The 25512-nt window shown below is 27.0% G+C and carries 27 protein-coding genes and 2 tRNA genes; 9 read left to right on the top strand and 20 right to left on the bottom strand.

The features are described from left to right. Positions 1-14: 14 nt before the first annotated feature. The 10 genes from BFL38_RS00390 to BFL38_RS00345 form a co-directional block, all read right to left on the bottom strand. The gene (locus BFL38_RS00390) at positions 15-818 is read right to left on the bottom strand and encodes a hypothetical protein (RefSeq protein WP_176720528.1); all 804 of its coding nucleotides are present in this window, start codon (positions 816-818) and stop codon (positions 15-17) included. A 259-nt stretch (positions 819-1077) separates the two neighbouring features. Next, the gene (locus BFL38_RS00385) at positions 1078-2046 is read right to left on the bottom strand and encodes a hypothetical protein (protein ID WP_069725199.1); all 969 of its coding nucleotides are present in this window, start codon (positions 2044-2046) and stop codon (positions 1078-1080) included. Beyond that, positions 2030-3370: an LptA/OstA family protein gene (locus tag BFL38_RS00380; protein WP_069725198.1), complete on the bottom strand. Its 1341-nt coding sequence runs from the start codon at positions 3368-3370 to the stop codon at positions 2030-2032. The genes BFL38_RS00385 and BFL38_RS00380 overlap by 17 nt, the downstream gene beginning before the upstream one ends. Next, a complete protein-coding gene (gene lptC / locus BFL38_RS00375; protein ID WP_069725197.1) occupies positions 3354-3914 on the bottom strand; it encodes an LPS export ABC transporter periplasmic protein LptC in 561 nt (186 codons plus the stop codon). The genes BFL38_RS00380 and lptC overlap by 17 nt, the downstream gene beginning before the upstream one ends. Further along, the gene (locus BFL38_RS00370; RefSeq protein WP_069725196.1) at positions 3892-4443 is read right to left on the bottom strand and encodes a KdsC family phosphatase; all 552 of its coding nucleotides are present in this window, start codon (positions 4441-4443) and stop codon (positions 3892-3894) included. The genes lptC and BFL38_RS00370 overlap by 23 nt, the downstream gene beginning before the upstream one ends. A 39-nt stretch (positions 4444-4482) precedes the next feature. Continuing rightward, a tRNA-Arg gene (locus BFL38_RS00365) sits at positions 4483-4555 on the bottom strand. A gap of 33 nt (positions 4556-4588) precedes the next feature. Beyond that, a tRNA-Ser gene (locus BFL38_RS00360) sits at positions 4589-4671 on the bottom strand. Positions 4672-4731: 60 nt separating this feature from the next. After that, on the bottom strand, positions 4732-5481 hold the full coding sequence (gene truA, locus BFL38_RS00355; RefSeq protein WP_069725665.1) for a tRNA pseudouridine(38-40) synthase TruA: 750 nt from the start codon (positions 5479-5481) through the stop codon (positions 4732-4734). 85 nt (positions 5482-5566) lie between these two features. Continuing rightward, on the bottom strand, positions 5567-6529 hold the full coding sequence (locus tag BFL38_RS00350) for an ABC transporter substrate-binding protein (RefSeq protein ID WP_069725195.1): 963 nt from the start codon (positions 6527-6529) through the stop codon (positions 5567-5569). A 75-nt stretch (positions 6530-6604) separates the two neighbouring features. Next, entirely contained in the window at positions 6605-7957 is a 1353-nt protein-coding gene (locus BFL38_RS00345; RefSeq protein ID WP_069725194.1) for a hypothetical protein, read from the bottom strand. A 160-nt stretch (positions 7958-8117) separates the two neighbouring features. Between BFL38_RS00345 and BFL38_RS00340 the strand changes: the two genes are divergently transcribed. Together BFL38_RS00340 and BFL38_RS00335 are read left to right on the top strand one after the other, a co-directional pair. After that, positions 8118-9170, top strand: coding sequence for a DegT/DnrJ/EryC1/StrS family aminotransferase (locus BFL38_RS00340; RefSeq protein ID WP_069725193.1), 1053 nt, complete (start codon positions 8118-8120; stop codon positions 9168-9170). Between the two features lie 48 nt (positions 9171-9218). Then, entirely contained in the window at positions 9219-10034 is an 816-nt protein-coding gene (locus tag BFL38_RS00335) for a metal ABC transporter permease (RefSeq protein WP_069725192.1), read from the top strand. Between the two features lie 341 nt (positions 10035-10375). Here BFL38_RS00335 and BFL38_RS00330 read toward each other — a convergent pair whose 3' ends face one another. Both BFL38_RS00330 and BFL38_RS00325 read right to left on the bottom strand, forming a co-directional pair. Beyond that, on the bottom strand, positions 10376-11116 hold the full coding sequence (locus BFL38_RS00330; RefSeq protein ID WP_069725191.1) for a metal ABC transporter ATP-binding protein: 741 nt from the start codon (positions 11114-11116) through the stop codon (positions 10376-10378). A 9-nt stretch (positions 11117-11125) separates the two neighbouring features. Next, entirely contained in the window at positions 11126-11983 is an 858-nt protein-coding gene (locus tag BFL38_RS00325; RefSeq protein ID WP_069725190.1) for a metal ABC transporter substrate-binding protein, read from the bottom strand. Positions 11984-12156: 173 nt separating this feature from the next. On the opposite strand from BFL38_RS00325, the gene BFL38_RS00320 reads away from it, so the two are divergent. The 4 genes from BFL38_RS00320 to BFL38_RS00305 are packed head-to-tail and all read left to right on the top strand — an operon-like array spanning position 12157 to position 14411. Beyond that, a complete protein-coding gene (locus BFL38_RS00320; protein WP_069725189.1) occupies positions 12157-12561 on the top strand; it encodes an META domain-containing protein in 405 nt (134 codons plus the stop codon). 32 nt (positions 12562-12593) lie between these two features. Continuing rightward, positions 12594-13004, top strand: coding sequence for an META domain-containing protein (locus tag BFL38_RS00315; protein ID WP_069725188.1), 411 nt, complete (start codon positions 12594-12596; stop codon positions 13002-13004). 2 nt (positions 13005-13006) lie between these two features. Next, positions 13007-13735 carry an ABC transporter permease gene (locus tag BFL38_RS00310; protein ID WP_069725187.1) on the top strand — a complete coding sequence of 243 codons (729 nt, stop codon included), beginning with the start codon at positions 13007-13009 and terminating at the stop codon, positions 13733-13735. Further along, positions 13725-14411 (top strand): ATP-binding cassette domain-containing protein, encoded by a 687-nt coding sequence (locus BFL38_RS00305; protein ID WP_069725186.1) that lies wholly within the window; start codon positions 13725-13727, stop codon positions 14409-14411. The genes BFL38_RS00310 and BFL38_RS00305 overlap by 11 nt, the downstream gene beginning before the upstream one ends. Before the next feature lie 2 nt (positions 14412-14413). On the opposite strand, the gene BFL38_RS00300 is transcribed toward BFL38_RS00305, so the two are convergent. The 6 genes from BFL38_RS00300 to BFL38_RS00275 all read right to left on the bottom strand — a co-directional run bounded on the left by BFL38_RS00300 (position 14414) and on the right by BFL38_RS00275 (position 19948). Beyond that, positions 14414-15418 (bottom strand): calcium/sodium antiporter, encoded by a 1005-nt coding sequence (locus BFL38_RS00300; RefSeq protein WP_069725185.1) that lies wholly within the window; start codon positions 15416-15418, stop codon positions 14414-14416. A gap of 30 nt (positions 15419-15448) precedes the next feature. Next, positions 15449-16060 (bottom strand): hypothetical protein, encoded by a 612-nt coding sequence (locus BFL38_RS00295; protein ID WP_069725184.1) that lies wholly within the window; start codon positions 16058-16060, stop codon positions 15449-15451. A 143-nt stretch (positions 16061-16203) separates the two neighbouring features. Further along, positions 16204-16536, bottom strand: coding sequence for a cupin domain-containing protein (locus BFL38_RS00290; RefSeq protein ID WP_069725183.1), 333 nt, complete (start codon positions 16534-16536; stop codon positions 16204-16206). Between the two features lie 112 nt (positions 16537-16648). Then, entirely contained in the window at positions 16649-18265 is a 1617-nt protein-coding gene (gene pyrG / locus BFL38_RS00285) for a CTP synthase (RefSeq protein WP_069725182.1), read from the bottom strand. Between the two features lie 631 nt (positions 18266-18896). Further along, the gene (gene recR, locus BFL38_RS00280) at positions 18897-19502 is read right to left on the bottom strand and encodes a recombination mediator RecR (protein ID WP_069725181.1); all 606 of its coding nucleotides are present in this window, start codon (positions 19500-19502) and stop codon (positions 18897-18899) included. A 5-nt stretch (positions 19503-19507) separates the two neighbouring features. Next, positions 19508-19948, bottom strand: coding sequence for a YbaB/EbfC family nucleoid-associated protein (locus BFL38_RS00275; RefSeq protein WP_069725180.1), 441 nt, complete (start codon positions 19946-19948; stop codon positions 19508-19510). Between the two features lie 151 nt (positions 19949-20099). On the opposite strand from BFL38_RS00275, the gene BFL38_RS00270 reads away from it, so the two are divergent. After that, the gene (locus BFL38_RS00270; RefSeq protein ID WP_069725664.1) at positions 20100-21569 is read left to right on the top strand and encodes a CsgG/HfaB family protein; all 1470 of its coding nucleotides are present in this window, start codon (positions 20100-20102) and stop codon (positions 21567-21569) included. Continuing rightward, positions 21569-22171: a hypothetical protein gene (locus tag BFL38_RS00265; RefSeq protein WP_069725179.1), complete on the top strand. Its 603-nt coding sequence runs from the start codon at positions 21569-21571 to the stop codon at positions 22169-22171. Before BFL38_RS00270 ends, BFL38_RS00265 begins: the two co-directional genes overlap by 1 nt. Positions 22172-22328: 157 nt before the next feature. On the opposite strand, the gene BFL38_RS00260 is transcribed toward BFL38_RS00265, so the two are convergent. Next, a complete protein-coding gene (locus BFL38_RS00260; RefSeq protein WP_069725178.1) occupies positions 22329-22826 on the bottom strand; it encodes a septum formation initiator family protein in 498 nt (165 codons plus the stop codon). A 252-nt stretch (positions 22827-23078) separates the two neighbouring features. After that, on the bottom strand, positions 23079-24392 hold the full coding sequence (locus BFL38_RS00255; RefSeq protein WP_069725177.1) for an MATE family efflux transporter: 1314 nt from the start codon (positions 24390-24392) through the stop codon (positions 23079-23081). A 281-nt stretch (positions 24393-24673) separates the two neighbouring features. Here BFL38_RS00255 and BFL38_RS00250 point away from each other — a divergent pair, with 281 nt between their 5' ends. Further along, positions 24674-25420, top strand: coding sequence for a hypothetical protein (locus BFL38_RS00250; protein ID WP_069725176.1), 747 nt, complete (start codon positions 24674-24676; stop codon positions 25418-25420). Positions 25421-25512: the final 92 nt, after the last annotated feature.

Here is a 25512-nt window from a genome sequence, read left to right as displayed (position 1 = left end):
TGCCTCTAACAAAATCATCCTTTAAATGCCAAACCTAATGTTATACCAAAATCTAATGAGTTTATATAATAAGATTTTAACGGTGTTTGTAATGTGAAATTAGGATCTTTTACAGACGCCATAAGTTTATACAAACTATCAGGCATTGTTATATATCCTGGTGAATATACATTGAATCTTGTATAAGCACCTAATATTACTTCTACTCTATCATTAATAGGCTGATTATATTCTATCATAAACTTTATACTAAACATTACAGGATTCATATTTTTTATCATAAAATCACTTACTATTATTTCTCCAACTTCAGGTGCTAATAGAGTGTTATCACTGCTGTATGCTAAATATGCCGGAGATAAATCCGCTATTATTTTTCCTCCTAACTGCAAACCTAATGCTAATCTGCTATCTAAAAAATAAGCTTTAGTACCAACACCAAAACTTATTACTGGAGCATAAGAAACATTAATATACATATCGGCAATTCCGTTTCCTGAAATCTGACCGGCAAATCCGTTTCCTACACCTAAAGAACCAAATAAACTCATACCGCTAAACTTTGCAGGATCTAATCCGCCAAACCATCTTTCAGATCCAAATAAATAGCCAAGCTCAGCCTCTCCGTCCATAGTATAACCTACTCCGCCTTTCATATATGTAGCACCTAATTTAGCTAAATCGTCCTTACTTATTGAAGGCAATGTTGCTGTACCATTAAAGTTCACCTTTAATGCCCATATAAAACCTTCATCAAAACCGTAAGCAGCCGAAAAACCAGCTAACAATAAAATGTTAATAAAAATCTTCTTAATCATAAAATAATTTTCTCCCACTAATAAAAATCGACATTTTAATTAAAATGTTTATATACAAATTGTACTATCTTTTAAGTTTTAGTAAATACTATTTTTGTGTGATTTTACAAGAAATTTACTATATATGTTTTTTATTTTTATAATACACTACATATAAAACATATATATTAGACATTTAATAATTTTTGTATCAGTTTTTATAGACATTTTTTATATAATGTTGATTTTTACATAGTTAATTCATACTATGATAATATATTTAGTATTTAATAGTATCTTTATAATATTTAATAGTTTTATAAGGCTGATTTAATTTAAAATTGATTATATTGCTGTACCAATTAACATAATCAAACCTATTAACCTCAGCCATTATTGAATGTTTCTCATCTGAATGTATATCATATTTTGCAAACATCGCTGCAATAGATTGAATAATATAATAAGAAAATATATTCTTTAAAGTTTCATTATCTAAGCCAGAATTAAAAAATTGATAAGTGCTAATTATAGAAATTGATTTGCACGGCTTTATATCATTATTTTCACAAATTATTCTATCTACAAATCCTCCGTCAGCAATAGATTTTGCACTCATTCCTCTGTAATTTGAAGTTAACGGAATATTTACTATTACTAAGGAGCTGTCTGTAAATTCATTAGCAGCTATCCTCCAATATAAAGATGTAAAAATAAATAGTCTTTTTGAATCCAAAAGCTCATTTCTTCCATTTACTTGACTATTCCAAATATTAAGTATACTTTGCTGATAAGACGGAGATATATTTTCTGCTATTACTTTTAAAGGAGTTCCATATTCATATCCGAATAAATTTCTTATATTTGCACTAGTTTCATTTGAAAGGGAGTATAATATATCTTTTTCTAATTGAGCAGAATCTATATTTTTTACATCTATAAAATATCTTTTAAATATATCTGAATTTTCTGTTATTATTTTTCTGTTATCTCTGTAAAATTTATCATAACTTATACCATTTTTCAAATTATATTTTATTTTATAACCTAATATTTTATAAGTAAGATCCGATAAATCATCATCAAAAATATCAAGAAAATCTCCCGGTGTAAACCCGACAATACTGCTGTCTTCTATATAAGTTATGTTAACATCATATACTTTATTTTTCTTAAGAGGCTCATTACTTTTTTGACATGATAAAAAGAATAACAAAAACAAAAATACTGCATTACTCAGGTATTTCACCGCTTACACCCATAGCTTCAACTTTTTCAGTATCTATATAATACTTTATTTCTCTAGCTCTTACAACACTTTCTTTCTGCTTCAAATAAGGACTTTCTCCCCAAAGTCTTAAATATTTTTCATTATCAAAATAAGTAGCCCAAGCACTTTGAGAATTCATATCTTTTCCTTCTACATACACATTTCCATTAGCTCTAAGTTTTTCTTCATCATTAAACATCTGCATAGTTACAGATGTAATTTTAATACTTCTATCTTCTACATAAGCTTTAGGACTTCCGCTTACAGTAGCAACTTTAGTATCCGGATCAAGATGAAGCAAATCTCCCTCTAATGATAAACTCTCATCATAATCTATCATAACAACATCATTATGAAATATAACATCTTTAAATTTTTCATCTTTTTTGTATTCTATCCATTCTCCAAAAGCGATAATTCCTCTGTCTGGTATTCTAACAGAAGGATCCTGATACATATAAATATGCTCATTATCTATTTCATATTCTATATATCCGCCTTTGAGTATCATATTCTCTTCATAAAAATAGGCTGTAACATTTCCATAAGCATATAAAGTTCTTGTATTATTATCTTTTCCGCCGTATTCATTCAAAAACAATCTATCTGCTACTATAATATTATAATTACTTACATTGCTGTTTTTTTTGTTTGTTTCAGAAGAATTTACATAATTATTAGTTTGAAGTACATATATCTTACCTCTTCCCATAACATTAGCAGTAGCATTTTTAGCATTATACTCTAATATTTCACCTTCTAATCTGTCTGCTCCTTGATAAAGTCTAGGATTTCCTGTGAGAACTGCTATTTCAGAATCCATATCATATACTAAATTATCAGCATAACCATCTGTTTTTCTTTCGCTTTCTTTATCAATATGAGTTAAATGAACATTGCTAATTGCCTTAGCTAAAGGTGTATTAAAATCTCTTTCCATAAATGAACTTCTTATAGTCATATTATTTGTTGGAGATCTTAAAACAGGTTTATTTTTAACATAAGCATATCTGGTTTTTCCATTATAACTTGCATATCCGCCGGATATAGTAGAACCATTAGTTTTGCTTACAAGTCTTACACCTCCGCTGAATGTGGCAAGCTCTGTTTCCTGATAAAATGTCATAACATGACTTGTAATTACAGCAGATGAATCTTCCATCTTAGAATTACCTGTATATTGAAAAACTTTTGTTTTATTATTATATGTAAATTTATCAGCACTTCTTCTTGATTGGGCAAACAAGGATAATGCCAATATAAATAATATAATTAAAACAAAAAATTTATTGATCTTCAGCAACCGGCACTCCTATAGCATCACCTTCATCAGTTTCATTATATACTGTAATATGTTCTAATCCCATATCACCTTCCATACTGCTTCCTGTAAGCCAACTGCCGTCTTCCTGCTCTACACGAATTGGAACGGGGCTTTTAAATTGCTGTTTTTCATTATCCCATTGAAGATATTCCGTATAAAGTATTGTATTGTTAGATGATTTAACTATAACATTTGTATATATTTGAGTGAATAATGTATCCTGATTTACAGTTATAAACTCTCCGGACACACTAGCTGCTATTGTATTGTTAGAATCATAAGTATATGTTCTGCTGTCATAAAGTTCAACCAATTTCTTTTTATTATAGAATTTGGCATTAGTTGCAAAGGAATCTAACTGTTTAAAATTGGTATCATAATTTTCTCTTCTAAAACCATAAAATTCCATATCAGGAGGCGGTACAAAATCCTCAGTTTGAGTAAATTCTTTTCCAATATCATTAAAGTTAGTGCAGGAAACACATAATAGAAGTATTATACTAAATTTTACTAATAATTTCATCGTAAATACCCTTAGATTTAAGCAGCATATCTATTACTACCCTAACAGCACCATATCCTCCTCTTTTATGAATTATAACATCAGCAGCTTTTAAAGCTTCATAATGTGCATCTTTAGGAGAAAAAGAAAGTCCAACATATTTCATAACACTTAAATCTATTAAATCATCTCCAATATAAGCTATCTCTTCTTTTTTTAAACCATATTTTTCCATTAAAGTTAAAACAATAGGCATTTTATTTTCTTCGCCAAGTATTAAATCCTCAAAACCATGCCTTCTAAATTTATCAAATCTTGTTTTTATAGCCTTAGAATTACTTCCAGATATAACAGCAATTTTTATTCCTGCCTTTAATGCTAAAACTATTCCCATACCATCTTGAGTATTAAAAAATTTACTTTCCACCCCATTATCATCAAATACTAATCTTCCATCGGTCATAACTCCGTCTATATCGGATATTAATAGCTTAACTTTATTTAACTTACTCTTATTAAGCAGGTATGAAATATAATCTCTGATATTCATTTTTAGAAACTTTTATTAAGATATTAGGATAAAACATTTTGGGGCTTACAGGACTCGAACCTGCCCACCCGGTTTAGGAAACCAGTGCTCTATCCTGATGAGCTAAAGCCCCTTATAAAAGAAGCTATTTAATTCTTATCAAAATCGGAGAGTGTGGGACTCGAACCCACATGGGTGTTAGCCCGGCGGTTTTCAAGACCGCTGCTCTACCAATTGAACGAACTCTCCAAACAAATATGCTATATATTATAACATATATAAAATTTATTTCAAGTTTTTTTATTAAAATTATTCATCTTTAAAAAATGCTCTTCTAAAATAAAGTCCATGTGCAGGAGCCGTTACAAATGCCGATGCCCTATTCTCACTCTTTAATATATCTTCTATAAAATTAACAGGCTTTTTCTTCTTCTGTCCCTCTACCAAAGTGCCAACTATAATTCTTACCATATTATGTAAGAAAGCATTGCCTCTAATAATAAAATATATAGTATCCCCTTTCCTTATGGCTTTAACTCTCTCTAAATACCTAAATTTAGAATCATTTTCATCTTCTGTAGAACAAAATGATGTAAAATTATGCTCTCCTATTAAATATTTTGCATATTCATTGATTAATTTTTCATCTATAATATTCTTTCTGTAAAACCAAGCATATCTTTCATAAAAAGGAAAAGAAGTGCTGCTGTTATGAACTATATATAAATATTCCCTAAATATAGCCGAAGCCCTTGCATTAAAATTATCAGGCATTTCTTCGGCTTTTATTATTCTTAAATCTCTATCTAAATATGAATTCAAAGCTATATGAACCTTATTAATAGGAACAAGCATCTTAGGAACTCTAAAATTAGCTACCTGACCCAAAGCATGCACTCCCGCATCTGTTCTCCCGCATCCGTATATAGTAATCTTTTCACCATATACTTTCTCTACCGCTTTATATATTTCTCCCTGCACCGTTCTTAAATTAGGCTGTATTTGCCAGCCGTAAAAATCTGTGCCGTCATACTGTATTGTTATCTTTATATTATTCATAAAACAAAAAAATAAAAGCCCATATATATTTATACAGGCTTTGTACAATCATAATACAATCATAAAATAATCAATTAATATTAAATTATAAATCTGCTGGTATTGTAACACCCAATTTCTGAGCTGCATTAGTATTAACTTCTAATACAGGGTTTTGTATATATTCTATAGGCATATTAGCAGGTTGAGATTCTCCTTTTAATATTTTTACTGCCTGATTAGCTGTCAATTTTCCTAATTCATAATAATCTATACCATAAGTAGCAAGTCCGCCTGCATTAAGCATTCCAGCCTCTCCGCATATAACAGGTATTTTGGCAGGTTCTGTAATAGAAACAACATTAGCCATTCCGGCAGAAACCATATTATCTGTAGGTACATATATAGCATCTACTTTGCCAACCAAACTCTGAACTACCTGCTGTATATCATTAGGATTTGTGATTGTAGCATCTACATAAGATAAACCTAATTCATCTGCTTTTTCTTTTGCAATATCAACTTGAAATTTAGAGTTTTGTTCGCTTGAATTATATAAAAATGCTATTTTTTGTGCTGAAGGAATCAATTTTTTTAGCAAATCCATTTGTTCTTTTACAGGTGTTAAATCTGAAGTACCTGTAACATTGCCGCCGGGAGCATTATTATCAGAAACTAATTTTGAATCGGCTGGGTCTGTTACTGCTGTAATTAATATAGGTATATCTTTAGTTAAATTAGCAACTGCCTGTGCTGCTGGTGTTGCTATTGCCAATATTAAATCTACCCTGTCATTAATAAATTTCTGTGATATTGTAATACAGTTTGCCTGTTCGCCCTGAGCATTTTGATAATCTATTATAATATTCTTTCCGTCTTCATAACCTGCTTCTTTTAAGCCGTCTACAAAACCTTTATTAGCTTGATCTAGTGCCACATGTTCCACAAGCTGAAGTATTCCTATCTTTTTAGCCCCGTTGTCTGATGATGAAGTGTTGGCATTATTAGTTTTGGAACATGATGCAATTAATAATATTGAAATTGATAAAGCAATAAATAACTTCTTCATTATTATATCTCCTTAAAATTTAAATAATTACTATTACTAGTAGTATATAATACTGATCTAATAAAGTCAATAAAATTAATGTTTATTATTTTCTAAAAATTCTATTATAGAATTATTTTGATCACTTGCTAAATCTTTTTCAAATTTATTAATATATCTCTCAATACTTCCAAACATAGCAGAAGCATTCAAGGCTAAGAAAATAATAAAAACTGAAAATATTTTTTTATTATTCATAACAAAATTTTCTTTTTGAACCAAAAATAAAATAATAGGAGCATAAGATATCGAAAAAAGTCCGTATAAATAATGGAAATAGCCTGGTTTAGATTTAGATATAAAAAAGCATATTATAGTAATGAAAATTGAAAAAATAAAAAATTTAGAAATATTTAAAGCTGCTTTTTCATTATCAGTTTTTCCTTTATATCTGAAATTAAATACAAAATAAAACATATTTATTAAACAAAAAACAGAAAATATAAGATTAAGAACTAAAAATATTAAACCGTATATGTAAGACGGCTGTGAAATCCAAAATTCGATTATATTATCAAATTTTTTTAAATAAAATGCTGACATTTCATTTGTAGGAAATAGAAATAGAGACTGAATTTTTGGGAATGGAAACCAGATTAAAGCATCTCTTATAGATAATGCTCCTTTCAAATTCATAAATCCGCTTTTTATTTCAGAAATTAAATAAGGTATATATTGTACAAATGATAAAAACACTCCCAAAATCCAATACTTTATATATTTTGATGTGTTTTTATAATATATAATTAAATAAAATATCATAGTTGGTATAATAGAGAAGAAAGCAACAAAATGTCCTTGTGCCATAATAGCTAATATTGGAAAAATAAAAATAGATGATATTTTGGAATTTATATTATAATAATTAATATTATATACATATTCATAAAATAAAATTAAAAATATAAATCCGAATATTAATGATATATGAGGATTCCAAAAATTTGTCATAGCTTTTACCATATACCCATTAAGAAGAATAAGCGGAGAAATTAAGGAACAAACAAAAAGTCCTAATCTTTTATAAAGCCAAAATAAAAACAATGATATTATCAGAAGACTAAAAAAATAATTTATAACTTTAGCTGCATATAGATTCTCATTACCTAATTTATAACATAAAATATAAAATATATAGTAAGCTCCTCCGGGTACTCTTGAGGTTGTAAACTCATCTTTATAAGTATCTGAAGCTAAAAATCTTGTACTTGTTACAGGCAATTCTCCTTTTTCATACCATCTATACATATCATAAAAATGCTGAAAATCATCAACACTTCCTCTTATTGGAATTATACGAAAAGATAATATTATGTTAAGTATAAATGAAAAAATAATTAAAAATAAAAGTATAATTTTGACATTATTTTTATTAATAAAACTATTCATATTTTTTACAATCCTTATAATTCATTCTAAAGAATTATACTAAAATAAAATAAAAATACAATAAAAAATCAAGCATTCAGAATTTATCATAATATTGAAAATAATATATTTTATGATATCATCATCTATAATATTTTAACTTTATATAAGGAACAGAAAATTGATTAGACATTCCAGACCTACTATAAGAAAAAAAGATTTAGAATCTGCTTTAAAAGTGATGATTAGCGATAATCTTGCTACGGGTGATGTTATACAAGAATTTGAAAGAGCTTTCGCAAATTATTTTGGAAAAGGTTTTACAGCCATATTTGTTAATAGCGGAACTGCTGCCTTAGAACTTATATTAAGACATCTTAATATAGGAGAAGGAGATGAAGTTATAATGTCTTCTTTCCTTAACGCATCACCTCTTCAAGTAGTTACAAATTTAAAAGCTACACCAATACTTATAGATATAGATGAAGACAGTTTTCAAATATCTATGGACAATGTTATAGAGGCTATCAATGAAAAAACTAAAGCAATTATAGTTTCTCATATGTTTGGAAATTGTGCTTTAATAGATGAGCTTACTGATATTAAAGTTCCTGTTATAGAGGATGCATCTCATAGTTTGGGAGGCAAATACAGAGATACTTTACTTGGAGGTTTCGGAGATTTTGCTTACTTCTCTCTTTCTGCTACTAGAATGATTACTTCTGGCGGTGCAGGTGGAATGATACTCACAAAGAAAAAGGGGATGGATGCTATAAGGGATATAATTCATTATGATAAAAAAGAAAAATTTATTAAAAGATTCAATTACTGTGCAACTGACCTTCAAGCATCAATAGGTATAGAAGAGCTTAAACATCTTGAAAGAATGGTTGAAGTGAGGGCAGATATAGCTTCATTTTATGATAATGCTATACTTGAAAGCAATTTGATGAAATTATCTACTCATGACAGTGAAAGTCCTTCATATTATAGATATGTTTGTATGCTTAACGGAAGTATGAATATATATGATGCTATTAAGATGTTTGAAAGACATAATGTAGAAGCGGCAAGACCTATATTTAAACCTTTGCATCAGTATCTTAATTTACCCAATGAAAATTATCCTAATACTGAAAATGCATATTTAAAAAGTATATCATTGCCTATATACCCTACTTTGCAGAAAAATGAAGCAGAACTTATTTGTAAACTTATAAAACAGATAAGATAATTAAATAATATAGAATATACTTTTTACTTAATTATATGGGAAAATCCTATGGAAATATTTGAATATGATTTTATGCGTAAAGCTTTCTTAGTTGGTATTATGCTTGCTGTTATAATACCTTGCATAGGAGTGATTGTTGTATTAAAAAGACTTTCTATGATAGGAGATGCTATATCACATACTTCACTTGCCGGAGTTACATTCGGTTTAGTTTTTAATATAAACCCAATAGTAGCTTCCATAATATTCTGTATAATATCTGCATTATCAATAGAGTTTATAAGAAAAAAAATAGCTAAATATGGAGAAATGTCTATATCAATTATAATGTCTTTGGCTATAGGAGTTGCTGGACTTCTTTCCGGATTTGTAGCGAACAATTCAAACTTTAACAGCTTCTTATTCGGAAGTATTGTCGCTATAAGCGATTTTGAATTGAAATTAGTAATATTAATAAGTTCTATATCAATACTAATTTTTATATTCCTATACAAAGAAATTTTTTATATAACTTTCAATGAAAGATTAGCAAAACTTTCTGGTGTGCCTGTAAATAGAATTAATTTCATTTTTACAATATTAACTGCTGTTACTGTATCAATATCAGCAAGGGCTGTTGGAGCTTTAATAGTATCGTCAATGATGGTAGTACCTGTTGCCTGTTCTATGCAAATAGCTAATAGCTACAAAAAAACTATTATTTTTGCTGTACTCTTTAATTTATTATTCACAATATTAGGAATATTCATTTCCTATTATCAAGGTCTTAAACCCGGAGCAACTATAGTTCTAATAAGCATAACAACTTTTATAATTATAATATTATTAAAATCTGCTTTATCATCAAAACATAATGAAGCATAAAATTAACTTACATACTCCCACCCTATAAATTTATAATCTAATTTTATAATATAATATTACATTTATTTTTTGCTTATTCTGTGATTATAACACCCACCCTAAATTTATTTAAATTTAAAGTTCATATCAACGCACGCAAAATGAAATTTTATATATAAATTCATTAACAATGGAATTTCAATCATATAAAAAAGAGAATACACCGTGCGTTAAATACAATTCTAAATTTAATCAAAACTTGGGCGGGTGCTGAAAATTCTAATTAAGCAAGAAATATAATTAAATTAAAATTGCAAAATAAATCAGAAAAAATAAAGGGTGGGGTATGTAAATAAAATTAATTAACAAGAACAAATATTGTTGCTATTAGGATGCTTATGTTTATGTAAGAGTTCATCATATATTTGCTTCTTTTCAAGCTCAACCAAAGAACCTTCCTCAAAACAAAATATTCTATTTGATATACTATATATTTTTTCTATATCATGCGTAACCATTATTATAGTTACTTTCTTTTCTTTATTTAAAGACTGTAGAATTTTATATATTAAATCAATAGTTTCCCTGTCTACACCATTTGTAGGCTCATCGAGTACAAGTAAGTTAGGTTCTGATATCAATGTTCTTGCTAAAAATACTCTTTGAATTTGTCCTCCTGAAAGCTTTGATATCATTCTATTTTTATACTTTTCCATACCTAAAAGCTCTAATGCCTTTATAACTTTTATACGATGACTTTTATTTGGAAATTTAAATAACCCTATATCTGCAAAATTATTAGACATAACTATTTCATAAACAGTTGCTGGAAAATTTACAATTTTTGAATATGCATTCTGCTCTAAATAACCTATTCTTTTCCAATCTTTGAATTTATTTATATCTTCTCCATATAGTTTTATGCTTCCTCTGAATTGACTAATCTCTCCTAAAATAAGTTTTAATATTGTACTTTTGCCTGCTCCATTAGAACCTATTATAGATACAAAATCTCCGCTATTAACATCAAAACTTATACATTTAAGTATATCATCAGAAGTATATCCGAAATGCACATTTTTAAACTCTACAATCTTACTCATAATATTATTTTAATTAAGTCCATTAGTTAAAGATGAGAGATTATCTTCCATTACAGAAAAATAATCTTTTCCTGCTTTAATATATTCTTCGCTTAAAGATTCTATAGGATTTAGTGTCAATATTTTTACTCCTGTTTCTTTTGCTATAGAATCGACTAATTTAGAACTTGAAAACTCTTCATAAAATATAGCTTTTACATTATTATTTTTTATAAAATCAATAGTTTCAGACATAGCCTTAGGATCTGCTTCATCTCTAGCAATAGCCACCTGATTTAATGAATATTCTTTGCAAAAATGTCCAAATGCAGGGTGAGTTACTACCAAGTTAGTATTTTTTATATTTGATAAAACTTCTTTAAAATGATTATCTAATTCATCTAATTTGTCTGCATAAAAATTATAGTTAGAATTATAATAATCAGCATTAATGGAATCTATATCCGCCAATGCATTTTTTATATTCTCCATTTGTTTCTTTGCTTTAATAGGAGAAAGCCAAAAATGAGGATCTAATCCTTCATTATTAATGTTAGATGAAGTTTCTACATACTTTAATTCTTTTATATTATCTTTAACTGTGTCAACCCAATGCTCCATTCCTCCGCCATTATATATAAATAAATCTGCCTTTGTTAAATCAGCCATATCTTTTGAAGTTATTTCAAAATCATGAGGCTCTGACCCTGTAGAAGTCATATTATATACATCTGCTTTATCTGAGCATATTTTTTTAGCAAAATCATATATTGGATAAATACTTGCATAAACTTTAAGTTTATTTGAAGATACCTCATTATTCTTTGATGCATTGCTGCATCCTGCCAATAATGATAATATAAAAATAATTGTTAAAAATTTTTTCATAAGTTTTCATACCCTATAATTAAAAAATATATTTATACATTATATATAAAAATAATAAAATTTCAATATGTTTTACAGACCTAACATTATGAAATAATATATAAAATTACATTATCAAATTTAATTATTTTTTACCGATAATATTAATATTATGAATTAAATTTAGGATAATTATGAAATATATTGTACATATTTTGGCAGCGGTATTATTTATATTTTCATGCTCAACAGCAAAAGTTAGTCATATAGAAGAACCAACAAATAACTCCCTTTTTGGAAGGAAATTTAAATTGGTAAGTATATATCCTGATATGGACATAACCATAGAATTTACACATGATACAATACATGGTTTTTCTGCTGTTAATAATTATTCATCTTCATATACTCTTGACGGAGATATATTTAACATATTATCAATTTCAATGACTAAAAAATCAGGTACAAGCGATAGAATTGCTGCTGAAATAGAATATCTTAACATGCTGAAAAATGCTACTTCTTACAAAATTAATGGCAGACAGTTAACAATATATACTTTATTATCCAGTGAGAATTTAGTCTTTGAAGAATTTTAAGTAATATTGTAAATGCCATATAGGATATTTTAATGATAAGAAATTTTATTTTGATACTAAGTTTTACTATAGTAATTTTTATAGGCTCATGTAATACAACATCACAATCTATAAATATATCTACAAGTACTTTAAATGGAAAAACTTTTCAGCTTAGCAATATGTTTGAAGGTAGAGGTATTACAATATCATTCTATAATGAAGAGTTTTACGGATACAGCGGATTTAATACTTATTTAGGAAAATATGAAATGCGTAGAGGTAATATGATAATATTTACTGATATGGTAGTTACCAAAATGGGCGGTACATCAGAGGCTGTAGAAGAAGAAAAAAAATATATAGAACTATTAAGCAAAGCATCTTCAATAGAACTTACAAGTAATAATCTTACAATTACTACTTTAGATAATGAAATTCTTATATTCAAAAGAATAAAATAATAATGAAAAATAAAAAACTTATATATTTAATATTAGGTGTTATTATATTCATAAGTTTTTGGTATTTTACTGCTTTAAAAATAAATTCAGAAATAGTTTTTCCCAATATACCAAATATACTAAAAAAGTTAATAGAAATAATATCTGAAAAATCATTCTACAAAGATTTATTATCAAGTTTATTAAGAGTACTAAGCACATTTTCATTATCCTTTTTATCAGCATTTATAATAGGAATATCATCAGGAATATTTATGCCTATTAGATATACATTAATACCAATTATCAATTTCATAAGAACAATACCTACTATACCATTAATCTTAGTTGCTATAATATGGTTTGATAATAATACCGTTCCTATATTTGTTTCTATGCTTATTATTTTTCCTATAATGTATGATTCTATAACTAATGGAATAATGAATGTAGATAAAAAATTAATAGAAATGTCAATATCATATAATGTATCTTTAAGAACTCAGATAATATACCTTTATATACCGTATATAAAACCATACATATTTACAGGAATATCTCAGTCTATGGGAATAACTTGGAAAAGCATATTGGCAGCAGAAATACTCGCTTTACCTGCTTTTGGAATAGGTACAAAACTTTATGAATCTCATTTATATTTAGACAGTGTAAGCCTATTTGCATACTGTCTTATTGCGATAATATTTAATGCTGTATTTGAAATCATTATAAGGATAAATCATGATAAATAAAATAAATGATTATATATTCAGATTAGAAAATATAAATCTCTCTTATAATGATTTGATAATATTTAAAAATTTTAATATAGATTTTCATTTAGATAAAATAAATATAATATTAGGCTCTTCCGGTTCAGGTAAAACTTCATTGCTTAATATAATAGCATCAAAAATAAACAAAGATGATAAAGCATTCGTATATCAAGAACCTAGACTCTTAAATTTTTTAACTTCATATAAGAATATAGAATATGTTTTAAAAGATAAAATTAAAAATAAAAATGAAATGGATAAAAAAATAAAGAATGCATTAGAAATTACAGGGCTTATAGATAATATAAATTCAAAACCCAATGAGCTTAGTGGAGGAATGAAGCAGCGGTTATCTTTAGCAAGAGCTTTAGCTTATGATTCAAATTTCATATTTATGGATGAACCATTACAAGGACAGGATATAAAAAGGAAAAAAGAACTTATTGATATAATAAAAAATATACAATCAAAAACAAATAAAACTTTTTTCTATGTTACACATGATGTTTACGAAGCAGTTATGCTTGGAGATTATGTATATATATTATCTAATAAAAATAACTGCACCCAATTAATATTTGAAACATATATTGAAAATAACACACTAGAAAATCACCAAGCAAAACTTACTGATATATTAATAAATAATTAATTTTATACAGATGTAGTTTTAAGAAGATAGGCGACATAAGCAATATATATAATTAAAAATATAACTCCTTTTACTTTGCCTAAACTCTTTCCTCTTACAGTAAAAGCTAATAATAATAATCCTGCAAACACCATAATAGAAAAGTCCATTAAATAATCCTGAGCTTCACTTAAAATTATTCCGCCGTATTTGAATGAAGCCATAGAGGATATACCCAAAACTCCTCCTACATTAAATATATTGCTTCCCACTATATTTCCTATAGATATATCAGCCTCTTTCTTGACAGCAGCTATTACACTTGTAACAAGTTCAGGTATGCTTGTACCTACAGCAACAACTATAAAACCTATTATATGCTCGCTCAAGAAATTTCTGAATATTCCTGTAACTCCTTTAATAAATACATCAGAACCAAATGCCAATGCCAATACAGCAACTATTATTTTAAATATAGCTCTGAATATAGAATGTGTTTTACTAGATGATGAAACTTCCTTTTCAAATACTGCTAATTCATCTTTATCTTTGGATATTACAGTATATAAATAATAAACATATACACATAATAAAACTATAAGTACAGCACCTTCTATTATTGATATTTTATCGCCGCTTAATCTCTTAGTTTTAATATTAAAAAGCATTATACCCAAAGCAGCATACATTATAAACATAGAGACCATAGAAACATAATATGACTTTTTACCGGCAGACATAGTCATAAATAAAGCAGATACGCCAAGTACAAATACGACATTGAATATATTGCTTCCTATAACATTACCTACTGCAATAGCACTCTCTCCCCTCAAAGCTCCGAATAAACTTACAAAAAGCTCCGGCATTGATGTTCCCATAGCAACAACTGTAAGCCCTATAACTATAGACGGTATTTTAAGCCTATTAGCCACCATAACACTTCCATCTACAATATATGTTCCTCCCAAATATAAAAGCAATATTCCTGCTGCTGTAAAAATGATATTCAATAAAATATTTTCCATCTAATTATATCCCTTAAATTAATTGTTTAACTATTCTGTTTTAATATCTGAATTATCTTTATTTTCTGTATTATCTGTCTTTTCCATTTTATCTGTATCTTCTGAAGACTGATGAGAATTAATATCTTCTGATTTAGACTTTTTACTTAATGCAGATACTATAAATACTATCAAACATATTAATAATATAAATAATACTAATGCAGTAGAAAGCCATAATGGAGAAAGAACCCATACCCAGCTCCAATAAACAGCTTTGAATAATTTTAATATTACAAATATTATACCCAAAAAAGCAAAAAATATTGCTGCTATATTCAATACTGAAAATTTATTAGCTGATGATGCTTCAGATGTATTGGAATTATCTTGTTTAGCATCATCTGATGAACTTGAAGCATTATCAGAAGTTTTATTATTTTTAAAAAACATAGAATCAAAGACTAATGCAAATATTATAAGTATAACTTCTATTATTAGAATACTTAATATAAAATACCAGCTTAAATCAATTAATACTTTTGACAGTTTTAATAATGATAAAACAATTATAAAAACAGGCAGCAATCTTGAAGAAAAATTTAGTAAATTTTTAATAAGATGTAAAGTCGCCATAGTAAAAATATTTTTTGCTTTTCCCATAATATAAATCCTATAATAATATATATAAATAATATATATTATTTTCAGTAAATTTTAAACAAGTATTTACAATATTTTTAGTTAAATAATTATGGTATGGAACAAGGATTTATTCCATACCATAATCATGAATTTATTTAGGGTTACTCTGGTTTCACTTGTATAACTAACAATTTGAATGCCTCTATAGCTTTTAATGAATGAGATGTATTAGCAGGGATTAAAATAGATTCTCCTGATGATGTTTCAAACGGAGTGCCGTCAACTGTTATTTGTGCCTTTCCGTCAATCACTGTAACTAGAACATCTCCTGTACTTGTATGAGTAGGTATTTCTTTACCTTTATCTGCTGATATTATTGACATAACTAAGCTTTTTCTATCAACTAATGAAAGCATAGATATATCTTTAATTGCTATTAAATCTTTTAAATTAACTATTTTTTTATAATCTATATTATTAATATAATTTTCCATCTATAAGCCTTAATTAATTTTAAGGTTATTATCAGGCATTTATACAAAAAAATCTATTGCTGCAGCAACAAAAATTTTTTTTTATAAAAAATATTCATATTATATCATAATATCATACTTTTAATCTTTTAGCAGCCTCTATAAATCCTACAAATAAAGGATGCGGATTAGTAATTCTTGATTTTAATTCAGGGTGAAATTGAACCCCTATCATGAAAGGATGATCTTTAACTTCAGCAATCTCAACCAAATCAGTATTTTTCATACGACCTGTTACAATAAACCCAGATTTTTCCATTACATCTATATATTCATTGTTAAATTCATATCTATGTCTATGCCTTTCGCTAATAGAAGTTTTATTATACAGTTTATGTGCCAAACTTCCATCTTTTACATCGCATTCAAAAGCCCCCAATCTCATAGTACCGCCTTTTAATATGCTTTTTTTCTGCTCTTCCATAAGCGTAATTATAGGATTTTTAGTATTTTCATTCACTTCTATTGTATTGGCATCTTCCAATTTTAATACATTTCTTGCAAACTCAACACTCATAAGCTGCATACCTAAACATATACCAAAATAAGGAATCTTATTTTCTCTTGCATACTTTATAGCCTGTATTTTACCTTCTATTCCTCTCTCTCCAAATCCGCCAGGTATTATAAGTCCATGAATGCCTTTAAAATATTCAGATATATCATCTTTATTTTCTAATTCTTCGGCTGAAATCCATTCTATATCAACATTAATATCATTATATATGCCGCCATGATTCAAAGCCTCTATTAAAGATATATAAGCATCTTTCATAGATATGTATTTTCCAACTATAGCGATTCTTACTCTTTCATTTGTTATAGAAATATTTTTCTGCCTTATTATTAAATCTGTCCAATCTGTTAAATCTATTTTTGCAGTCTGCAATTTAAAATGTCTGCATACAACATCTGAAAGTCCCTGCGATTCAAGCATCAAAGGCACATTATAAATATTAGGCTCATCAAAATTTTCAAAGACATTTTCCTTAGGAAGATTGCAGAATAATGCTATTTTTGATTTATGCGATTCCTGTAAATGCTTGCTAGTTCTGCATACTAGAATATCCGGTATTATACCGCTTTGCATAAGCTCTTTTACACTATGCTGTGTAGGTTTTGTTTTTATTTCTTCAGATGAGCTGATAAAAGGTATCAATGTTACATGTATATATAAAACATTATCCTGACCTAATTCTGTTTTTACCTGTCTTATAGCTTCAATATAAGGTAAAGACTCTATATCACCTATAGTACCGCCTATCTCTGTTATTACTATATCAGTCTTTTTTGTATCATTTTCTCTGTATATTCTTCTCTTTATTTCATTAGTAATATGAGGTATAACCTGAACAGTTTCACCTAAATATCTGCCTTCTCTCTCCATATTTATAACATGCTGATAAATTTTTCCTGTAGTAACATTACTAAATTTATTTAAATTCTCATCTATAAATCTCTCATAATGCCCAATATCCAAATCAGTTTCTGCCCCATCATCAGTAACAAAAACTTCTCCATGCTGAAACGGACTCATAGTTCCAGGATCCACATTTATGTAAGGATCAAATTTCTGTATAGTAACACTTAATCCCCTAGCCTTAAGAAGTCTTCCTAATGAAGATGCTGTTATTCCTTTTCCCAAACCAGATACAACTCCGCCTGTTACAAATATGTATTTAGTATTCATATAATCCTCAATTATGTTTTTATTTTGTTTATTATTATCAAACTTATTAACATTATCATAAATTATTATTAAATCAAGCGAATTTTATTATTATGTTAATTGCAAATAATATTTTCTAATAAAAATTAACTTCAATACCTAATATATTTTTCTAATTATTACAAAAATATTTTGTTAAAACATCAAAAGTAATATATAAACTGATTAGTATACAATGCCTCATCAACATTTGAAAAAATAGGTAAATTAATTTCTAAACCTTTAAGCATATTTATTAATACTACATTCATACATAGCTATTTCCATATATCCGTCATTATTAATAATAGCTATATATGCATTTCTTAGTATAATAAGAGACATCAGCTTCAAATGATTTTATATTATTAAGAAGTATATACCCGAAAATATCATATCCTATAGAAGTAATAAATTTCATATTCTTTAATCCTATATTCGATAAGTTATTAATAATATTTCTTTATACTCCGCCTGCACAAACTTTTATTTTTCCTGGATTTTATTCTTTTAAAAGTATTCTTTCTTTTGAAAATCCTTGTATATCTATATTGGATCCGCCTATAGATAATATATTAATTTTTCATTTAATTAAACTATAATAATTAAAAAATTAATTCATATCTACTCTGTCTAAAATACTTCTGGCTAAAGATCTGGAATCTGCATTTTCTATATCACTTGCTAAAGAAATTCCATAAGTAATACGCGTTATCCTACCGTTAAAATTATTGTCTTTTAATGTTTTATAAATATATGATGCAGTTGTATCAGCTTCTAAAGATGCACTGAATGCTATCATTATTTCTTCTATATTATTTTTATTAATTCTTGATATAAGTTCTTTTATCCTTATATCGCTTATACCAATACCTTTAAGCGGAGATATAAGTCCTCCTAATATATGATAAACTCCATTATATTCTTCTGTTTTTTCTATAGCAAGCATATCTGGATATGATTCTACAATACATATTTTATTATGCTCTCTTTTATCATTACTGCATATATCACAAATATCATTATCACTCAAACTATAGCATACATTGCATAGCTTAATATTTTCATGCAAAGAATGCAGAACATCTGCAAATTCTTTTAAATATTCATCATCGCAGTCGAATAAATACAATGCAAGCCTCATAGCTGTTCTAGTACCTATTCCCGGAAGTCTTGCTATTATCTGTGTAAGTTTATCTAAGGATTGTATATTATTCAAAATAATTATTCCTTATTATTATTGTCATCATCATTTTTATTATTCATATTATTCATCATATCATTCATCTTTGATATCATGTCAGGAGTTATAGAATCTAAAGAAATATTTATTTTACCGTCTTTATATTCTACAGAAGTCATTTTGCTTATATCATTAAACATCTGATTCATATCTTTAAAATTCATATTAAATAAATTAGGCTTCTGCTTAACTTGTTCTGCAGTACTATCAGAATCTTCTTCATCATCTAGCTTTTTTCTTAATTCATTTACTTTTGAAACAACTTCATTAATGCTCGAACTTATCATCTCCTCTAATAATTCTTTCTGATCTTTTACTAAAAGACTCTCATCTATACTTAAACTAGTTATATTATATGATTTATTCATAGTTAAACATACCAAATTTCCTGCAGAACTATATTTTATACTATTTTCATTCATAATTCTTATACTCCTTTTTATTAATACAATATAATATATATTCTTTTTAATAATTTATCAACAAGAATAAAACTGTATAAATTTGACTTTTTTATTCTAAGAATATAACATGTATAGTATTAAACTAATAAAAATAAAACTGTATATTAAAATGTTGATAAAAAGAATTATATTATTAATACTAATACTACCATCTATACTGTTCTCTCAGCAGACAATAAAAGAAATAGGCGAAACTTATGAAAAAGAGAATATAGCTATATTTGAAATAGAAAGTACCTCATCAGGATATGGAAAAGGTTTAGGTACTAAAATGACATCATTAATAGAAAATTCATTAACAAGAATGAATAGATTCAATATAGTAGATAGGAAAAACTTAGATAAATATTTAAAAGAAATGGAACTTCAATTAACAGGAATCACCGAAAAACAAGTAATTGAAGTTGGTAAAATATACGGTTATTCAAAAGCTGTAACCGGAAAAATAGTATCTGCCAATGTTACTGCAGAATATAATGATGACGGAAGTTTTAGTTTATATTCTACAGTTGAAATGGTGCTTCAGATAGTGGATGTTGAAACTACTAAAATACTTTACTCTTCAAAATTAGAAGGTTCTTCGTATTACAGCACTAGTATATACCCTTCTTATTCTTTAAGAGAAAGTATTTTTGATGATGCCTGCAATGATTTAGCATATAAAGTTGAAAACAAAATGAGAAGCATATTTAAAATAACATTAAAAGTAGCCGATGTGGACGGCGGAAATGTTATACTGCTTGCTGGTAAAAATCATGGAGTAAATTCAAAAACTAGATTTAAAGTTTATTCACAAAAAGAAGATATAATACTTCCTTCAGGTAATGTAATAAGCGGAGGATATAATTATAAAGGTACTTTAAGAATAAAAGAACTTAATAATGAATATTCTATAGCAAAAATATCAAGAGGAAATAATATACAGGTAGGAGATATTGCAAGAGAAACTGTTATAGGCGATTTTGGTTTTGGAATATTCTTAAATTATGCCTCTTATAATATACAGAATACTGAAAAAATATATCAGAGCAGCTTAAGACCAGATGAAGGAAAGATGAAAATATCATTAAAAAAGAATGAATATGCTTTAGGAGCACATATAAAAATGGGATACAATGGCGTATTATTTTCGCCAAATTTAAGTATAGGTATATTATTCGGAGACTTTTTTAAATCAAGTTATGCAGTAGATACCAGATTTAATTTTGATATTAATATAAATTTATATCAGGAAGTTTTAAGATTGATAATTTCTCCATATATAGGTATGGGAATATCTTTCACAACTATAGGAGAAATAATTGGCGGAAATTACTATACTGATAATTATAGCTATTTGAAAAACGGATCTAAAATAGATTCAAGGGATATTATGTTTGGTGCAGGGGCTATAGCTTCTTTACAGTATAATATTACAGATACTATAGGATTAAATTTAGGAATCGGATATAGATTTTACACTAATCCTATTAATTTGGGTGTTTTCAGTGATGGTAATGAAGTTTCTATACCGGAACAAATAAAAACAGTCAATCTTACAGGATTAGAATTTACATTTGGAGCATTTTTTATATTATAATGAGTACAAAAATCATAGCAATATTATTTATCATATCAAACACATTCTTCGGTGCTTTTTATTTTTCAGATATAGCTAAAGAATACGGAACTAATGAAAATAATAATACAGAAAAAAAACCTGTAATAGAAACAAATGAACAATTAAAAACAGAATATGATATAAATACTAACAGTATTGAATCATTCTTCAATATGGAAGGTACAAATATTATAAAACAAAATGGTGTTATAAGTTCTCCTGTTCTAATAGAAGATACTACAAAAAGCAATCCTTTCAGATATACAGAAGTAACCTTTATTTTAACAGCATTCTTCTCATACACTTATGCTACTTATTTAACAATAGGCTTAACATCTATAGAAAATTCAAATGTTGCCACTTCAACTACAGGAAGAAGCAGATATAAAACTTTATGGATATCAACCACATTATTTGAAATAACAGCAGGTTTATTTTGCGGAGCTGCGGTTGCTTATGACAGTTATCAAAGAGTCTTTGGTAAGAAAAAAAATGACGGATTTACTTTCAGCTTTGTACCTTTTTATGAACCGATAAATAAAGATGCAGGATTTGTATTTTCTTTAAATCACCCTCTTTAATTTTAAAGAAAAATAAAGTTAATATAATTATATTTGTAATTTAAATTCTTTAATATAATTTTTATTCGTTTTATATATAAAAATATTATAATAGGATACTATTTTTATACTAAAAATGTACAAAAACTCACACTACTAAACAATTTCAGTTTATAGCTTAACCTCTGGAAATAATTATTTTTTTCTTTTTTAATTTGGGAAGTAAATTTTTATTTATAAGAAGTAAATATGTTATGAAACAGACTGCTATCATTGATGCCAATATTAAAGCTCCTTTGATATTAAGGTAATAATTATCACTCTCCTTTATATCCGATGATGAATGCATATCTGTATTTTTTACTTCTTCATTATTATCATTTCTAATAATCTTTATAATCTTTTCATTTTTAGTATCATCTAAATACCCAAATGTTTTAGCATAAGATAATATATATTCTTTATCAGTTTTTAACCTTTCTATATTATTTGATATCTGAATTTTTTTTCTATTTAACTCTTCAACTTTCTTTTTCTTACTTTCTATAATAATTTTTTTAGCATCTAATGTAAGAAATCCTTTAGAACTAAATACAAATACATATACCATAAAAGCTATTCCAACTAATATGATGCCATAGAATATTTTAGAGCCGATTCTAACATTAAAATACATAAATTATTAACCTTATTAAATATACAACTTATTATCGGAAGTAATTTATTAAAGTTAATACTATTAGATATAAATATTGTTTTATAATTGTATATATATATATACTGTTTATAATATCTAAAAATCATTCAAATAAATAAAAAGTGTATATACATCTGCATTAATTAAATACAAATCTTTATTGTTAATGTCTTTATTCTATTTTTATATACTAAATAATCATATTCGATTTCATAATTATAAAATATGTAATTATTTTGAAGTTCTATATTTTATAAAAAATACTGCTGTTACTATAAAAGTCAAAACTTCTGTAATAGGCATAACATACCATATAATATCTCTTACAAATATTAAAGGCATTACAAATATTAAAATACCGCTTATTATAAGTCCTCTTAATATTGCAATTATAAATGATATCTTTGGTTTCATTATAGCCTGAAAATAGTATGCAGCATATACATTAAAAGGAAGTATTAAAAATGATATAAAATAGGCTCTCATAATATTTTTTGATATACTCAAAGCTTCATCTGAAGGCTTCATAAATGCTTTCATTAAAAAGTCTGTATTGAAATATGTAAATAAAGTAGATACTATAGCCAATATTAAGGCTGTAAATATACCATATTTTACTGCCGATTTTATTCTATTTATATTGCCTGCTCCAAGATTAGCAGATATTATAGGCTGTGCTGCTTGTCCTATTGCATAGGCTGATGACTGAACTAATATGTTAATATTTATTATAACAGAATAAACTGCCAATGCAGAAGAGTTAAAATATTTCATTATCTGATTATTAAACATTAAAGATAGTATTCCCATTGCTATATCTATAAAAAATGTAGAAAAACCGATTAACACAATATTTTTTGATAGTGAAAATAATTTATTTACTTTTACAAATTTTAAAGTATTCTTTTTTGTAAATAGATGAGATATTAAAATTGAGGCCGTAATAACCTGTCCTATAGCAGTAGCAAGCCCAGCACCGAATATACCCATATCGCATACAAATACAAAAAAATAATCTCCAAATACATTAAATATACCGCCAGCAATAACAGCAGCAGTTGCTTTCATAGGAGCATTATCATTCCTAAGATATGCCGCAAAAAATTGACTGAAAGCAAATAAAGGGAAAATTATCTTTATAGGAAGAAAATATCTTTTAGCCAATATTAAAAGTACATCATCAGCCCCGAAAAAATAAAGTATATTATCTTCAAATATTATTGATAAAATCCAAACTATAAATATAACTATTGATAAAGCAATGAATGAAGAAGTAAAGAAAATATTTGATTTTTCATACTCTCCAGAGCCTCTTGCCTTACTAAAAAGAACAGAACCTCCTATACCAAATAACATGCCTATGCTGTATATTATATTCCATATAGGAGCAAATACAGCCAAAGCAGCAGCCCCATTATCACCCTCATACTGTCCAACCATAGCAACATCGACTATAGAATAAATAGCAACTATTAAAGCACTTCCAAAACTAGCATATAAATACTTAAAAAATATTTCTTTCACATCCGTTTTAAGTATATCCATAGTCTACACTCCTGCAAAAAATAAAAGGCTGGAAAAGAAAAATCTGCTAATTAGACATCTTATCCAACCTTCGGTATTTTTTATTTCCCAATAGGTCCTCCGATGAACTTAAAATATATTATATCATACATAATTTAAAAGTCAAATTTAGGACTAATTTTTTTATAAATACTAAATTTTATTGTATTACTTATCATATTTATTTATTGATATTTTTTACATAATATATTATATTAGTATAGTATAAAGTGTATTACTATATAAATAAGAAGATATAATATATGAAAAAGTTTTTATTCACATTTATTTTAATGTTGATATTATCAGCATTAGCTTATTCTTTTCCATACAAGATGTATACCGGTATGACAGGAGCACTTCGTCTTGGAGGAACTCTCTATCTCAATAATGATAGAATAGGTACAAAAAAATATACTTTATCAAGTCCTTTAATGATAAATTTTGGAATACTTAGAAATTTAGATATATTTGCAAGAATAGTTCCAATCACTTATATTCCGGAAATAGGTGTAGGTGTGGAAGGACAGCCTCAATTTTCTATAATGCCTAGATTTCAATTTTTTAACGGATTCATAGGAGCAGTTGAGGTATTATTTCCCGGATCATCTAAACAGAAATTCGGACTTAATCCGCAGCTTCATTATTTAATAGGGCTAGGAGACTTTTTTACAGCATTCTTTAATTTTGAGCTTCCTATGTATTTTGATGATCCTAGAGGAGTTGTTGAATCTATAAGATTAAAAACAGCTTTTGGTGTTTATCCAGGATCATTATTTGGATTCTCTTTAGCGGGTATATATTTAGAATATCATTTTGCATATGACTTTTATAATAATGCCCTATTATATCTTAATCATTTAGGCGTAGGTCTTTATTTAGTTTTAAACAGTGATGCAAGCTTGTCACTAAACTTTACACCTTATTTAGAGCAATTATCAACAGGATTTTATTTTGGAATAGGTGCTTCTATATCATATACATTTGATTTCAGCCAATTCCTCAGATAATTATTGAAAATATAAAATATTTGTTAATATTACAAAACAATAAAAATTTTATTAATTTAAAGCATAAAATAATACATACACTATATTAGACT

Origin of the sequence: Brachyspira hampsonii (assembly GCF_001746205.1) — a bacterium.
GTDB classification, from domain to species: domain Bacteria; phylum Spirochaetota; class Brachyspiria; order Brachyspirales; family Brachyspiraceae; genus Brachyspira; species Brachyspira hampsonii_B.
This window is presented reverse-complemented; position numbering and strand designations above follow the sequence as displayed.